Origin of the sequence: Xanthomonas euvesicatoria pv. euvesicatoria, assembly GCF_020880415.1 — a bacterium.
GTDB classification, from domain to species: domain Bacteria; phylum Pseudomonadota; class Gammaproteobacteria; order Xanthomonadales; family Xanthomonadaceae; genus Xanthomonas; species Xanthomonas euvesicatoria.
This window is the reverse complement of sequence record NZ_JAJIUJ010000103.1, coordinates 80,915-95,654: the sequence shown is the minus strand read 5'-3', so window position 1 is coordinate 95,654 and position 14,740 is coordinate 80,915. Positions and strand designations below refer to the sequence as shown.

At 64.8% G+C, this 14,740-nt stretch carries 16 protein-coding genes; 5 read left to right on the top strand and 11 right to left on the bottom strand.

Annotated features, from left to right (window positions below; translation table 11 throughout):
* Positions 1-152: 152 nt before the first annotated feature.
* The 3 genes from LN450_RS16895 to LN450_RS16885 all read left to right on the top strand — a co-directional run bounded on the left by LN450_RS16895 (position 153) and on the right by LN450_RS16885 (position 2,041).
* A complete protein-coding gene (locus LN450_RS16895; protein WP_008573434.1) occupies positions 153-656 on the top strand; it encodes a pyridoxamine 5'-phosphate oxidase family protein in 504 nt (167 codons plus the stop codon).
* Between the two features lie 119 nt (positions 657-775).
* Positions 776-1,657 carry an MBL fold metallo-hydrolase gene (locus tag LN450_RS16890; protein ID WP_033478743.1) on the top strand — a complete coding sequence of 294 codons (882 nt, stop codon included), beginning with the start codon at positions 776-778 and terminating at the stop codon, positions 1,655-1,657.
* A gap of 93 nt (positions 1,658-1,750) precedes the next feature.
* The gene (locus LN450_RS16885) at positions 1,751-2,041 is read left to right on the top strand and encodes a hypothetical protein (RefSeq protein ID WP_008573429.1); all 291 of its coding nucleotides are present in this window, start codon (positions 1,751-1,753) and stop codon (positions 2,039-2,041) included.
* Positions 2,042-2,095: 54 nt separating this feature from the next.
* On the opposite strand, the gene eutC is transcribed toward LN450_RS16885, so the two are convergent.
* The 8 genes from eutC to LN450_RS16845 all read right to left on the bottom strand — a co-directional run bounded on the left by eutC (position 2,096) and on the right by LN450_RS16845 (position 9,773).
* Positions 2,096-2,989 (bottom strand): ethanolamine ammonia-lyase subunit EutC, encoded by an 894-nt coding sequence (gene eutC, locus LN450_RS16880; protein WP_228886371.1) that lies wholly within the window; start codon positions 2,987-2,989, stop codon positions 2,096-2,098.
* Positions 2,907-4,316 carry an ethanolamine ammonia-lyase subunit EutB gene (locus tag LN450_RS16875; RefSeq protein ID WP_011347716.1) on the bottom strand — a complete coding sequence of 470 codons (1,410 nt, stop codon included), beginning with the start codon at positions 4,314-4,316 and terminating at the stop codon, positions 2,907-2,909. Before LN450_RS16875 ends, eutC begins: the two co-directional genes overlap by 83 nt.
* Positions 4,313-5,677, bottom strand: coding sequence for an ethanolamine permease (gene eat, locus LN450_RS16870; protein ID WP_039417127.1), 1,365 nt, complete (start codon positions 5,675-5,677; stop codon positions 4,313-4,315). The genes LN450_RS16875 and eat overlap by 4 nt, the downstream gene beginning before the upstream one ends.
* A 417-nt stretch (positions 5,678-6,094) precedes the next feature.
* Complete coding sequence (locus tag LN450_RS16865) at positions 6,095-6,595, bottom strand: VOC family protein (protein ID WP_046934839.1); 501 nt, start codon at positions 6,593-6,595, stop codon at positions 6,095-6,097.
* A gap of 118 nt (positions 6,596-6,713) precedes the next feature.
* On the bottom strand, positions 6,714-7,556 hold the full coding sequence (locus tag LN450_RS16860; protein WP_011347713.1) for a M23 family metallopeptidase: 843 nt from the start codon (positions 7,554-7,556) through the stop codon (positions 6,714-6,716).
* A complete protein-coding gene (locus LN450_RS16855) occupies positions 7,556-8,905 on the bottom strand; it encodes a dihydroorotase (RefSeq protein WP_011347712.1) in 1,350 nt (449 codons plus the stop codon). Before LN450_RS16855 ends, LN450_RS16860 begins: the two co-directional genes overlap by 1 nt.
* Positions 8,902-9,195, bottom strand: coding sequence for a membrane protein insertion efficiency factor YidD (gene yidD / locus LN450_RS16850; protein ID WP_011347711.1), 294 nt, complete (start codon positions 9,193-9,195; stop codon positions 8,902-8,904). Before yidD ends, LN450_RS16855 begins: the two co-directional genes overlap by 4 nt.
* Positions 9,195-9,773: a hypothetical protein gene (locus LN450_RS16845; protein WP_039417126.1), complete on the bottom strand. Its 579-nt coding sequence runs from the start codon at positions 9,771-9,773 to the stop codon at positions 9,195-9,197. The genes yidD and LN450_RS16845 overlap by 1 nt, the downstream gene beginning before the upstream one ends.
* A gap of 58 nt (positions 9,774-9,831) precedes the next feature.
* Here LN450_RS16845 and dksA point away from each other — a divergent pair, with 58 nt between their 5' ends.
* On the top strand, positions 9,832-10,320 hold the full coding sequence (gene dksA / locus LN450_RS16840) for an RNA polymerase-binding protein DksA (protein ID WP_223866281.1): 489 nt from the start codon (positions 9,832-9,834) through the stop codon (positions 10,318-10,320).
* A gap of 214 nt (positions 10,321-10,534) precedes the next feature.
* Here the strand turns inward: dksA and LN450_RS16835 are convergent, their stop codons facing one another.
* From LN450_RS16835 to cysS, 3 genes are all read right to left on the bottom strand, one after another.
* Positions 10,535-11,785 (bottom strand): MFS transporter, encoded by a 1,251-nt coding sequence (locus LN450_RS16835; RefSeq protein WP_011347709.1) that lies wholly within the window; start codon positions 11,783-11,785, stop codon positions 10,535-10,537.
* The gene (locus LN450_RS16830) at positions 11,782-12,219 is read right to left on the bottom strand and encodes a SufE family protein (RefSeq protein ID WP_008573408.1); all 438 of its coding nucleotides are present in this window, start codon (positions 12,217-12,219) and stop codon (positions 11,782-11,784) included. The genes LN450_RS16835 and LN450_RS16830 overlap by 4 nt, the downstream gene beginning before the upstream one ends.
* A gap of 265 nt (positions 12,220-12,484) precedes the next feature.
* Entirely contained in the window at positions 12,485-13,909 is a 1,425-nt protein-coding gene (gene cysS, locus LN450_RS16825; RefSeq protein ID WP_039417123.1) for a cysteine--tRNA ligase, read from the bottom strand.
* 177 nt (positions 13,910-14,086) lie between these two features.
* On the opposite strand from cysS, the gene LN450_RS16820 reads away from it, so the two are divergent.
* Positions 14,087-14,581 (top strand): hypothetical protein, encoded by a 495-nt coding sequence (locus tag LN450_RS16820; RefSeq protein ID WP_029819580.1) that lies wholly within the window; start codon positions 14,087-14,089, stop codon positions 14,579-14,581.
* Positions 14,582-14,740: the final 159 nt, after the last annotated feature.

Below are 14,740 nucleotides of genomic sequence, written 5' to 3'. Positions count from 1 at the left end.
CCTCTGCCAAGGCGCGCGCTGGTGACGATGTTGGTATGTTGGTATTGGTGCCCAAGCAGAATTGCGTTGTCGCAATGTGTAGACGAGAGTGCGCATCGTCACATGCTGTGGCCAGAGCGAGTTCCAGACTGGCTCACCCGCGTACCACGCGCATGTCAGGAATCGAAATGGCAGACACCAAAGAGTTGCAGGAAAAATTCTGGAAGGCGCTCAAATCAGATCGCACCGTGATGCTGGGCCTGGATGGTGTCGAAGACGGTCATGCGCGTCCGATGACCGCACAGATCGAAGGCGATAGCGGTGGACCGATCTGGTTCTTTACATCCAAGGACAACGCGCTGATCGCCATGCTGGGGCAGGGCCGCCGCGTCATCGGCGCCTTCAGCAGCAAGGGCCACGATTTGTTCGCCAGCATCAGCGGCTCGCTGCGCGAAGACACCGACCCGGCCATGGTCGACCGGTTGTGGAATCCATATGTCGCTGCGTGGTACGAAGGCGGCAAGACCGATCCGAACTTGGCGCTGCTGCGCCTGGACGCCGACCATGCGCAGATCTGGCTCAACGAGTCGAGCCTGCTGGCAGGGATCAAGGTGTTGTTGGGCGTCGACCCGAAGAAGGATTATCAGGACAAGGTGGCGGACGTTCCGTTGCGCTGAAATCTGGCGCGCACGCGCCACCGTCAAGGTGGCGTGTGCGCGCTGGTTGCGCGATTTGCTCCGCTCACCGCTGTGCGACGGCCGCATTGCCACGCTGGCCCGCCAAGCGGAGCGTGCCGATGCGCGTGCATCACCTCAACTGCATCTCCACCTGTCCGCTGGGCGGCCATCTCATGGACGGACGTACGCCAGGCGTCCTGGATCGCGGCCATCTGTGTTGCCATTGCTTGTTGGTGGAAACCAGCGCCGGGTTGGTACTGATCGATACCGGTTTCGGCCTGCGCGATGTGGCCGAGCCACGTGCGCGCCTGAGTCGGTTTTTTCTGGCCCTGGTCAAGCCGGACTTGCGCGAGGAGATGACCGCAATCCGGCAGATACAACGGCTGGGGCTGGACCCGCGCGATGTGCGGCACATCGTGCTGACCCATTTGGACTTCGACCACGCCGGCGGGCTGGACGACTTTCCGCATGCGCGCGTGCACCTGATGACGAGCGAACGCGATGCCGCACTGGCACAGCGCACCTGGATGGATCGCCAACGCTTTCGTCCGCAGCAGTGGTCTACGCGCGGGCAGTGGCGCACCTACGACGGCGCAGCAGGCGAGCGCTGGATGGGGCTGGAGTGCGTGCGCGACCTGCATGGATTACCGCCAGAGCTGCTGATGGTGCCGCTTCCCGGGCACACGCTGGGTCATGCCGCGGTTGCGGTGCACACGCCGGCACGATGGCTGCTGCTGGCAGGCGATGCATATTTCTTCCATCGCGAAATGGATCCGGACGCGCCTTACTGCACGCCAGGGCTGCGCGCATATCAATGGATGCTGGAGAAGGACCGCGCCGCGCGCTTGAGTAACCAGCAGCGCCTGCGCGCTCTACGGCAACAGCATGCAGGTGAGGTGGAGGTGTTCTGTTCGCACGATGTGAGCGAGTTCGAGCGTATTGTCGGGCAGCCGGCCCGCCTGCCGAGCGGCGCCTTGCTGCACGCACCCACGCCGCAGTGATCCGCGCTTCACCACGCGCCAACGCACCGCAGCGCGATGATCTGCCACCGGCACAGCGCGCTTGCGTGATGACGCCATTCCAGGAGATTGAACATGCAGCAGATCGAAATTGGCCAGATGGTATTTCTACGCGATGGCGAAGTCGGCGTCGGTGCCGTCCGCGACATCCGCAACGATGGGGACGAACTGGTCATCAATATCGAAAATGGCGGCGACTTCGTGCTGCCTGCCTCGGTGGTGCGTGATGTGCACTCGGGAAAGGTGATGCTGGATGTCGACAAGCTTCCCGATGATGTACGCAACGCCTTACGTCATCCGCATGACAACGAACTGCAGACCAGCACCTATGCCGCCAGCAACACGCAGGATGGGGCATTGAAGTGATGGATTGATTGCGAATTGCGCGGTGTGACTCCTGGTCAGCACACGCCGCGCAGTTCAGTCCGGCAGCAAGAATGTGCGCGGCGCGATGTCGGCAGGCCCTGCCAGCGACGCAGGTTGTTCGGCTTCGTCTTTCAACTGTACGCCCGAGAGTCTGCGGCGAAATGCCTCGCGCAGCAGATACGCCAATTTGTGGGTCGCCTCGGCGTAACTCAATCCTTCGGCGCGAATGTTGGAAATGCAGTTGCGCGCTGCATCGGTGAGCCCGACGCGAGGCGTGTAGGTGAGATACAGGCCCAGGCTGTCGGGCGAGCTCAGGCCCGGCCTTTCGCCGATCAGCACGATCACGGCGCGTGCGTTGAGCAGTTCGCCGACCTCATCGCCGATCGCCACGCGCCCTTGCGCCACCAGCACCGCCGGCGCGAGTGACCAGCCTTCCTGCGATGCCAGTGCATCGATCTGGTCGAGCATGTGCGCCGCATGCCGATGCACGGCCAGCGCAGACAGCCCATCGGCGATGACCACCGCAACATCCTGTCCGCCGCCATGCACGGCCGTGAGGCCGCGTAGCTGGGCGGCGGCATCTTCGGCCAGGCGCCGTCCCAGATCGGGACGTTGCAGATACTGATGACGATCGGCCGCAGCACTCTGCAGCAGGATGCTGCTGCGCCCGCGTTGCTCCAGCGTGGCCTGCAGCGGTGCCGGGTCGAAGGCCAGATGCACCGCATCGCGTGCCTGCGCGTGCGCCAGCTGGAACTCCAGGTGCGCGTCCGTAGGCAGGCTGGTCCCCACCCGGCCAGCGCAATGCGCGCGGGCGTCAGTTGGCGCAGGTGCGCCCAGGCATCGCAGGGCGGTGTGGAGGGTGCGCTCATGGCGCCGCTCTACCGCTGGCCTGTGCCAATGCACGCCGAAATGGCGCCGGTACCTCGCTGCCAAGTTCGAAGCGGCCATCGCGCAGCCGCAGGATGTCGTGCTGCTCCAGCCACCGTTCGAACTCGGGTGCGGCGCGCAGGCCGAGTGCCTGGCGCGCATACAGCGCATCGTGAAACGAGGTGGTCTGGTAGTTCAGCATCACATCGTCCGAGCCGGGGATGCCCATGATGAAGTTGATGCCGGCAGTACCGAGCAGGGTGAGCAACACGTCCATGTCGTCCTGATCGGCTTCGGCATGGTTGGTGTAGCAGATGTCGCAGCCCATCGGCACGCCGAGCAACTTGCCGCAGAAGTGATCCTCCAGCCCGGCGCGGACGATCTGCTTGCCGTCGTAGAGATATTCCGGCCCGATGAAGCCCACCACGGTGTTTACCAGCAGCGGTTTGTAGTGGCGCGCTACCGCATAGGCGCGCACCTCGCAGGTCTGCTGATCCACGCCGTGGTGCGCATTGGCCGACAACGCGCTGCCCTGGCCGGTTTCGAAGTACATCACGTTGTCGCCGACGTTGCCGCGCCGCAACGACAGGCCCGCTTCATATCCTTCCTGCAGCAAGGCCAGGTTGATGCCGAAGCTGGCATTGGCCGTCTCGGTGCCGGCGATGGACTGAAACACCAGATCCACCGGCACGCCGCGGCCGATCGCTTCGATGGTGGTGGTGATGTGCGCAAGCACGCACGATTGCGTGGGAATCTGATACCCACTGATAACCGCATCGAGCATGCGCAACAGGGCCATGGTTGCGGCCAGGCTGTCGCTGGCCGGGTTGATGCCGATTACCGCATCGCCGTTGCCGTACAACAAGCCGTCGAGCACGCTGGCGGCGATGCCGGTGGCATCATCGGTGGGGTGGTTGGGCTGCAGGCGTGTCGACAGGCGTCCGCGCAACCCCAGCGTGTTCCGAAAGCGGGTAACGACCCGCGTTTTCTGCGCCACCAGGATCAGGTCCTGCACCCGCATCAATTTGGACACCGCGGCCACCATTTCCGGCGTCAGGCCGGGTGCCAACGCGGTCAATGCAGATTCGTCGGCCTGCGCACTCAGCAGCCAATCGCGAAAGCCGCCCACGGTGAGATGCGCCACGGCGGCAAATGCAGCGGCATCGTGCTGGTCGATGATGAGCCGGGTGACTTCGTCTGCTTCATACGGCACCACTGCTTCGTCGAGGAAGTGCCGCAGCGGCAGATCGGCCAGCGCCATCTGTGCGGCCACGCGCTGCAGACCGGAGTCGGCGGCAAGACCGGCCAGCTGGTCGCCGGAGCGCGCAGGCGTGGCCTTGGCCAGCAGCTGCTTCAGATCGGCAAACTGAAAGCGTTCGCCGCCTGCGGTGAAGGCAAAGCCGCTCATCCGGCGCTGGCCACAGGCGTGTGTTGCGTGCGCAGGCTCAGGACGCAACACGCCGCGGCGAACAGCAGCAGGCCCAGGAAGATCAACGCCACAATCGGGTTGAACCACACCATCGCCACCAGGCACACCAGCGCCAGCAGCAGCGCAATGGCCGGCACCACCGGGTACCCCGGTGCGCGGAAACTACGCTCCAATCCCGGTTCGGCGCGACGCAGCCTGAACAGGCTGAGCATGCTCATCACATACATCACGATCGCGCCGAACACCGACATGGTGATCATCGCTGCGGTCAACGACATGCCCTGGATCTTGACCACGCTGTCGCTGCAGATCGCGGCGATGCCGATGACGCCGCCGGCCAGGATGGCGCGATGCGGTGTGCGAAAACGCGAGAGCCTGGCCAGCCCATGTGGCAGGAAACCGGCACGCGCCAGCGCAAAGAACTGACGCGAATAGCCCAGGATGATGCCGTGGAAGCTCGCTACCAACCCGAACAAGCCGATCCACACCAACATGTGCAACCAGGTGGAACTGTTGCCGACCACGGCCTTCATCGCCTGCGGCAGCGGATCGTTGATGTTGGAGAGCTGGCGCCAGTCGCCGACGCCGCCGGCAAACACCATCACTCCCAGCGCCAAGATCACCAGGGTGAGAATGCCGGCGATGTAGGCGCGCGGAATCGTGCGCCTGGGGTCTTTGGCTTCTTCGGCCGCCATCGCTGCCCCTTCGATCGCCAGGAAAAACCAGATCGCAAACGGGATTGCGGCGAAGATTCCGGAAATGGCCGCCGGCCCGAAGCCGTCGCTGCCGGCCCAGCCGTTGGCGGCAAAGCGCGCCACGCTGAAACCCGGCGCCACCACACCCATGAACACCAGCAGTTCGATCACCGCCAGCAAGGTCACGATCAGCTCGAAGGTGGCTGCAATCGCCACGCCGACAATGTTCAAGCTCATGAAGAACAGGTAGGCGCCAACCGCTGCAAGACGCGGATCGAGCGTGGGGTACTGCACATTCAGATACGCGCCGATCGCCATCGCGATAGCCGGCGGCGCGAAGACGAATTCGATCAACGTGGCCAGGCCTGCCAGCATGCCGCCATAGGTACCGAACGCGCGCAGGCTGTAGGCGAAGGGCCCGCCCGCATTGGGAATGGCGGTGGTCAATTCGGTGAAGCTGAAGATGAAACAGGTGTACATCACTGCGACCAGCAGCGTGGTCACCAGAAAGCCGAGCGTACCGGCGGTGCTCCAGCCGTAACTCCAGCCGAAATACTCGCCTGAAATCACCAGCCCCACCGCGATGCCCCACAACTGCCAGGTACCCAGGGTCGGTTTGAGGTGCTCGTTGCGCATGTCGCACATCTCCTGCAGTCGGGGGAGGGGAGATGAAGCACGCCCGACGCCGAAGCGACGAACCGACCGTCGGCAGCCCAAGCGTCCACCTGCAGCGACGCACGACGGTCGTTTCGGTTATACCGCAAAGCCCGCTGGCGGACACAAGCACGACGGGTAGGTCGCCGCCGACCGGGTGTGTAGCGTTCCGGCGCAATGGTCGTGGGTTGCGTTTTTCTTCTGGCGTCGCAGGGTGTGGCCCGTTGTTAAATCGAGGGGGCCTGATGCAGTGGTCGCGATGCATCAAATAGTGGGGTCATCGCAGAATGACTCTGCAGCCGCACGCTAAGGCGGATCGGAATCATGGTCCATCAACGGGGCGGGGATGCGACCATTCGGTGTCATCCCGCTGACGACTGCGCCGGTAGTCGGGGCGCGCCGGTCCCGTCACGGTCCAGCGGGCTGCATGAACTCGATGGAAATATGGTCGGGACCGGACACGTAGGCGGTGAGCGTTCCTGTTCTCGGACCTCCCGGAATCGGCAGCGGCTTGCCCTTCGCCTTCCATCCGGCCGCCTCGACACGGCAGATGGCCGCATGGATGTCCCGGACGGTCAGCGCCAGATGGGCAGCCCCGATCGCACCCGCGCTGTCCGGCGACTGCCCATTCCGACGGCCTTTGGAATATTGCAGCAACTCGACGATGAATCCGTCCGGAGCCTTCACGATTGCCGTTCGCACGCTCGGATCATCCACGCCGGTGACCTGATGCAGGAAATCGCCGCCCATCTGTGCCTGTCGTTCGAGCGTAAACCCCAGGGCCTCGGTCCAGAACCGGATCGCCTCGTCAAGAGATGAAACGGCAAACCCGATGTGATCAACGTTGGCCACGCCTGCATTGCTATCCACTGTTGCGGCTCCGTTCCAGTACGTCCGAGACGCGATAATTTGTGTGAAGGAAACTCGAGTCAGCAGAAGACCGGGCTGGCCAAGCAGGCTCTTATAGGAAGCGTAGAACGGCGTCTTCAATGCCACCGCACGTTAAAGAGGCGATCTTCCGAACGCTCTACTTCGTCCGCTCAAGCACCAGCAACGGATCGATGCGGGTGTCGAACCAGTTCATCCCCCAATGCAGATGCGGCCCGGTGGCACGCCCAGTGGCACCAACCGCGGCAATCACCTGGCCTTGCTCGACCCGGTCGCCCACCTTCACGTCGATACGCGACAAGTGCAGGAAATTCGAGCTCACCCCGAAGCCGTGATCCAGCAGCACCGTGCCGCCGGTGAGATACAGGTCCGGCGCCGCGAACGTCACCACGCCGGCAGCCGGTGCCTTCACCGGGGTGCCGGTGGGCACGGCGATGTCCATGCCCGAATGGCCGGCGCCCGGCTGGCCGTTGTACACGCGTGCATTGCCGAAGCGGCCGCTGATACGTCCCTGCACCGGCCAGATGAAGGGTTGGGCGAAATCGGTGCGTGCGTCATCGCGGTCGCGCGCCGCCGTGACCTGCGCCTGTTCGCGTTTGATGCGCGCGGCAATCTCGGCCGGCGGGTTGACCGTCTTCGGCGGCACGCCATTGACGCGTTCCACCGGCCAGTCGCGCGGCGTTACTGCGATGCTCACGGTGCGCGTGCTGCCATCGGGTTGGGTGATCTGCACCTGCAAGGGCCCGGTCGCATCGCGGCCGATCCCGAACACGACGCTTCCATAACCGCTCACACGCAAGCTGCGGCCGGCATATTGCACCTTGCTGCCTGCCGGCACCTTGCCGATCACCAGCGCGCCTTGCGACGCGCTTTGCGGAAATACGATATCGGTTGCGGCGGCCGCACCCTGCGCTTGGGCGCGACCTGCAACCAGCGCGACCGGCGCCAGGATCAACCAGGCACCAAACAGGGCTGCGCGCATCAGCGGTCGAAGGTCAGGCGCTGGCCGGCAGCGCTGCCCACCAGCTGTTCGCCATCCCACACCTGCTGGCCGTTGATCCACGTCGCAGCGATGCGCGAACGGAAGGTGGTGCCCTCGAATGGCGACCAGCCGCACTTGGACAGCACCTGCTCGCGCTTCACGGTAAACGGGGTGTTGTCGATCATCACCAGGTCGGCGAAATAGCCTTCGCGCAGGAAGCCACGCTCTTGCACATCGAACAACTGGGCCGGCGCATGCGCGAACTTCTGCACGATACGGGTGATCGGCAACTTGCCTTCGTGCACCAGCTCCAGTGCCGCGACCAGCGCGTACTGCACCAGCGGCAGGCCCGAGGGCGCCTGCGCATAGGGCTTTTGCTTTTCTTCCCAGGTGTGCGGGGCGTGGTCGGTGGCGAGCACGTCGATGACATCTTCGGCCAGCGCATCGATGAGCGCCAGACGATCTTCGGCGTCCTTGATCGCAGGGTTGCACTTGATCAGGTTGCCCAGTCGTGCGTAATCGCTGCGATCGAAGCGCAGAAAGTGGATGCAGGTCTCGGCGCTAATGCGCTTGCGCAGCTTGCCATCGGCATCGACCAGCGGGCCGGCTTCGAACAGCGGCAGCTCGTCGGCGGTGGAAATGTGCAGCACGTGCAGGCGGGTGTTGTGCTTGCGCGCCAGCGAGACCGCCAACTGCGAGGACTTCAGGCAGGCCTGACGCGAACGGATGTCCGGATGCATCTCCGGTGTCAGCGCATCGCCATACTTTTCCTTGTACTGCGCCATCGTCGCGTCGATGGTCGGGGTGTCTTCGCAGTGGGTGATGATCGGCGTGGGGGCGTCGCGGAAGATGGCGTCCAGCGTTTCCGGGTTATCGACCAGCATGTTGCCGGTGGAGGCGCCCATGAACACCTTGATGCCTGGTGCAGTCTTGGGGTCCAGCGACTGGATGTGGGCCAGGTTGTCGTTGCTGGCACCCATGTAGAAGCCGTAGTTGGCCCAGGCGCGCCCGGCAGCGGCGTCGTACTTGGCCTGCAGTGCGGCGGCATCCAGGGTCGGCGGATTGGTGTTGGGCATGTCCATGAAGCTGGTCAGGCCACCAGCCACCGCGGCGCCGGATTCGGTCGCGATGTCGCCCTTGTGGGTCAGGCCAGGTTCGCGGAAGTGCACCTGGTCGTCGATCATGCCTGGCAGCACCCAGCGTCCGGCGGCATCCACGACGGTATCGCCAGCGGCAGGGGCGATCTTGCTGTCGATCTTGGCGATGCGGCCGCCCTCGATCAGGAGATCGGCGTCGAACTCCTTGCCTTCGTTGACCAGGCGGGCGTTGACGATGACGGTTCGGCTCATGGATGGGGTCCTTTGCAGCTGCAGGAAGAAGACGGGGAGGGCGAGGCGGGTGCATCGGGCACCGGATCGAATCCGCCCGGATGGAAGGGATGACAGCGGCCGAGCCTGCGCGCGGCAAGCCAACTGCCGCGCAGCGGGCCGAAGCGGCCGATGGCGGTCATCGCGTAGTCCGAGCAGCTTGGTGCAAAACGGCAACGCGGCCCGAGCAGGGGGCTGATGACGAGCTTGTAGACGCGCAGCAGCGCGATGAGCAGGCGTGAGATCACTTGCCAATGATATGCCACTTGCATTAATAGGTGGTTGCCGGGGGTCCGCAGGGTACGTTATAAAGGCCCGCTTTCCCGGGCCCCGGGGGAACCAAGGATGAGCGTTTCGTGGCTGCTAAAAAACCTGCAAAAAAGGCCGTAGAGGCCGCCAAGAAGTCCGCCAAACCCGTTGCGAAAAAGGCAGCGACGTCCGCTGCTGCGAAACCGGCCGCAAAACCGCCGACCAAGCAGCCGGCTGCCAAGAAGGCACCCGCGAAGAAGGCACCTGCGAAGAAGGCCGCTGCCAAGCCGGCGCCGGCTTCCAAGACCACCGCGTCCGCAGCCCCCAAGTCAGTGAAACCCGTCGCCAAGAGTGCTGCCAAGCCGGCGGCGAAAAAGGCAGCTCCGGCTGCCGCCAAACCGGCTGCCAAGCCGGTGGCGTCCAAGTCCGTACCGAAGCCGGCCACCAAGCCGGCTCCGGCCAAGTCAGTCCCGGTCAAGGCTGAAAAGCCCGCGCCCGCACCGGTCTCCAAGGCCGTCCCTGCGAAGCCGGCAAAGCCTGCGACCCCGTCATCTAAGAATCCCGTGCCCGTTTCGAAATCTTCCGCAAAAACGCCAACCAAAACCGAAGCCCCCGCCAAGCCTGCTGCGACCCGTCCGGTCGGCAAGGTGGCCGTGGCCGTGACGTCCAAGCCGTCCAGCGCGGCTCCCAAGACCAAGTACAAGGTGGTCGAGTACAAGACCGACGAAGCAACCGGTCGCCCGATCCTGCCGCAGGGCTACAAGCCTTCCGCGGACGAGGAGTACATGAACAAGTTGCAGCAGGAATATTTCCGCCAGCGTCTGCAGAGCTGGCGCAACGAGATGGTGGAGGAATCCAAGCAGACCATCGAAAACCTGCGCGAAGAAGTGCGCGACATCGGCGACGAAGCCGAACGTGCCACCCGCGAGACCGAAAACTCGCTGGAACTGCGTGCCCGTGATCGCGCCCGCAAGCTGATTTCCAAGATCGACAGCACGCTCAAGCGCCTGGAAGACGGTGACTACGGCTACTGCGTGGACACCGGTGAAGAGATTGGCCTGGACCGCCTGGAAGCGCGTCTGACTGCCGAGCGCACCATCGATGCCCAGGAGCGTTGGGAGCACTTGCAGAAGCAGCAGGGCGACTGATCGTCCGCCTTGCTCACCGAAAGACCCCGCCATGTGCGGGGTTTTTTATGGTCGCCTGATCCGTTGTATTGGCGCCTGGCCGAGAGTCAGGCAGCGCCCATTGGCGAGACGCCGCCGCACGCAGCTGCATACGGCGCGTGAGCGCGGTCCGCAACACGAGCCCCTTGCCACCACAGCGGCGCAGGGGGCACCGGCAATCACGCGATCGCGCCGCTCACTGCAGATCGCGCAGGTCAAGCCTGCGCAGGCGCGGCGCCTTCCAGGCGGTGGTGGCCACCACGCCCAGGGTGACGCAGCCGCCGATGACCACCGCCGGCACCAGGCCGACCAGGCGCGCCATGACGCCGTCGTAGAACGCGCCCAACTCGTTGGACGAGCCGATGAAGATGCCGTTGATCGAAGACACCCGGCCACGCATGGCATCGGGGGTGGCCAACTGCAGGATGGTCTGGCGCACCACCACCGAGACGCCATCGCACATGCCGTACACCAGCAGGATCGCCGCTGACAGCCAGAAATGGCGCGACAGTCCGAAGGCGATGGTGCAGAGCCCGAAGCCGGCCACCGACAGCAGCAGCACGCGTCCGGCATTGCGCTGCAGCGGGTGCCGCGCCAGCCACACGCCAACCACGATCGAACCCAGCGCCGGCGCACCGCGCAGGATGCCCAGGCCTTCCGGGCCGTAGTGCAGGATGTCGTGGATGAAGGCCGGCAACATCGACACCGCGCCGCCAAGCAGGACCGAGAACATGTCCAGCGCCATGGCGGCCAGCATGATCTGGTTGGACAGTACGAACTGCGCGCCTTCGGCGATGCTGCGGAAGATCGGCGCACGCGGGCCGGCGCTGACCGGCTCGCTGACACGCAACAAAGCCAACGCCAGGATCGCCAGCATCGCCACGCTGGCGGCGACCCCGTAGGCCAGGCCCTTGCCGCCCCAGCCGACCAGCACGCCGCCCAGCGCCGGGCCGATCACCATGCCGGCCTGGAAGGTGACGCTGCCGATGCTGGCGCCGCGTGCGAATGCGTCGCGCGGCAGCGCCCGCGCGAACAAGGCGTTGTAGACCGGCGACAAGAAAGAGCGCGCCGCGCCGGTGAGCGAGATGGCGGCATAGATGGGCCACACGCCTTTGACCGGCAGCCAGCCTTGCGTGATCGCCAACAGCAACAGCGCGGTTGCGACCAAGCCCAGCACGGCGACCATGCCCAGCCGGCGGCGCGGCAGGTGATCGACCAGGTAGCCGGCAAAGGGGGCGATGCAGAAGAACGGCAGGATTTCCGCCAGGCCGATCAGCCCCAACGAGAGCGGGTTGCCGGTCATTTCGTAAATATGCCAACCGACTGTCACCGCGACGATCTGGTAGGACAGCATCGCCGCCACGCGGTACAGCAGCACCAGGCCGAAGCCTGGATGGGCGAGCAGCGTCCGCAGCGAATCGGCGGGCGATGGGGCGGGCGTGCTCACTGCTGCGCGCGCGCGGTATCGCGGATGAAGGCCAGCATCGCTGCCACGCCGTTGCTGCGGGTCGGCGACAGATGCTTGGCCAGGCCGATCCCGGCGATGTAGTCAGGCTCGGTAGCCAGGATCTCTTGCGCGCTACGCCCTGAATACACGCGCAGCGCAAGGTAGATCAGCCCGGAGACAATGGCCGAATCGCTGACGGCATGGAAATCCAGCCGCTCGGCGTTGCCCTCCGGCACGATCCAGACCATCGATTGGCAGCCGTGCAGGCGGTGCTCTTCGGTTTTCCACTGTTCCGGGAAGGCGGGCAACTTTCGGCCAAGGTCGATCAGGTACTGGTAGCGCTCGGACCAGTCGCCAAAGAAGGAAAATTCCTCGGCAATGGCGGCCTGCGCCTCGGTAGCAGTCGGTTCAAGCGGGAAGGGGGAGGTGGTCATCTAAAAATCCAGAATCAATTCGATCAAGTCCCTCTCCCGCGGGGCGAGAAGGCACGGTGTGCGCCACTGGCACCTGGCCTTGGAGCGCTGTGGCCACTGCATCTTTCACCAGGTGCCAGGGCGGGGCAGCCTGCGAGGGCCGTCGGTCATTCTTTCTGGCTGGCGCGTGGCGACGCGTTTGCCATGACCGACGGTTGATTGTCGCCGCAGCGCACCCTCATCCGCCTGCGGGGGCACTTTCTCCCGCAGGAAGACGTGAGAAGGATCAAGCACGCTTCCAACGCACGCCCTGCGGCGTGTCTTCCAGCACGATACCCTCTTCGGCAAGTTGCTTGCGGATGGCGTCGGCGCGGGCGAAATCCTTGGCTTTCTTCGCCGCGCTGCGTTCTTCCACCAATGCGGTGATGCGTGCATCGTCGCCGGCGTCGGTGCCGCGCGAGAACCATGCAGCCGGGTCTTGTTGCAGCAACCCCAGTGCCATTCCGGCACCGAGCAACTTGGCGCGCGCCGCATGCAGCTCGATCATGCGCGCCGATGCTTGGCCGCTTTGCATCAGGTCGCTGCGCAATGCACGCGCATCGGAGGCGATGCTTGCCATGACGGACAAGGCCAGCGGCGTGTTGAGATCGTCATCCAGAGCGGACTCCACCTCGGCGGGAATCGTCATGGATACCGCCAGATCGCTGCCGCTTTCGGCTTCCAGCGCAGCCAGATCCCGCAACGTTCCATACAGGCGGTCCAGCGTGTTCTTGGCCTGCTCGATCAACCCATCCGACCAGTCCAGCGGCTGACGGTAGTGCGCGCTCAACAGCGCATAGCGCAGCGCTTCGGGCGGATGCCTGGCGATGAGCTCGTGCACGGTTTCGATATTGCCCAGCGACTTGCTCATCTTCGCGCCGCTGAAATTGAGCATGCCGTTGTGCAGCCAGAAGCGCGCAAAGGTGGCACCGCCATGCGCGCACTCGCTCTGCGCAATCTCGTTTTCGTGATGCGGGAACTGCAGGTCCACACCGCCGGCGTGGATGTCGATGGTCGGCCCCAGATGGGCGGCGGCCATCGCCGAGCATTCGATATGCCAACCCGGCCGGCCGCGGCCCCAGGGCGATGGCCAGCCGGGCAGGTCGTCGCTGGAGGGTTTCCACAGCACGAAGTCGCCGGGGTCGCGCTTGTATGGCGCCACGTCCACGCGCGCGCCGGCCAACATTTCGTCCGGGTCGCGCCGCGAGAGCTTGCCGTAGTCCTCGAAGCTGGAGACCGAAAACAGCACGTGGCCTTCCGCGGCATAGGCATGCCCAGTGGCGATCAGCTGCTCGATCATCGCCACGATCTGCGGGATGTGCGCGGTGGCCTCCGGTTCGATGTCCGGTGGAACCACGCCAAGCGCCGCCATGTCCTGCCGGTAGATCGCCGCGAAGCGGTCGGTGATCGTCGAAATCGGCACGCCCTGCGCCTGCGCGGCGGCGTTGATCTTGTCGTCCACGTCGGTGATGTTGCGCGCGTAGCGCAGCGCGCCGTAGCGTCGGCGCAGCAACGCGGCAAGCACATCGAAGACCACCGGGCCGCGAGCGTTGCCGATATGCGCGTAGTTGTAGACGGTGGGACCGCAGACGTACAGGGTGGGGCTGGACGGATCGAGCGGCGCAAACGGCTCGACCCGCCGCGTCAGGTTGTTGTGCAGGCGCAGGCTCATCGGCATCCGAAAAAGGGCAATCGCGCGATTCTAGCCCGTTGTGGCGGGATGGCGAATCGCCAGCCCGACGATGGCCACCGGATGGGTTGCGTTCAGCCCAGGCGGCCGCAAGCTCCATACACTTACGTACTGCCTGGCTGCGCGTTCCCGGTACTGATGCGACCTTCTCCGTTCTTCATGCTGCTGTGTACGTTTGCCGGGCAAGTGATTCCGGCGTATGCGGCAGAGCCCGACCCCAAGAACCGGGTCGTGGTGATCGAGAACGTGAAACTGGATTATGCGCAGGTGCTCAATGTCGAGCCGGTCTACCAGACGCTTCGCGCCACGCGTATCGAAGAGCAATGCGAAGCCGAGCAGGCGGCACAGGCTGCGGCAGCGCCGGCCGAGGACGAGGGCCGCATCAACCGCATGGTCGATTCGGTCAAGGAAATGTTCTCGCGTCGCCCCGAACCGGCCGCGCCCGCTGCGGTGCCGCCGACCAGCACGCGGCGCAACTGCAAGGTGGTGGAAGTGCCGCGCGAGTTCCGCCGGCCGATCGCCTTCGACGTGGACTATGTCTACAAGGGCACCAAATACCGTTCGCGCCTGCCCGAAGATCCGGGCAATCGGCTGCGCATCCGGGTCTCGGTGACGCCGTACATTCCCGACGCCATCGTCGCGCCGCCGCGATGAGATGCGCAGCGGTTGCGCCGTGCCCACATGCGTGCGAGGATTCGCGCCCTATGCAAGCAAACGCCTTTCAGCACGACACCAGCGCCGCCCGGATGGCCTCCGGCATGACCTCGCGTGCCCGCCGACCGGAATCCCACATTTTCGCTGGGTAAGCCGGGG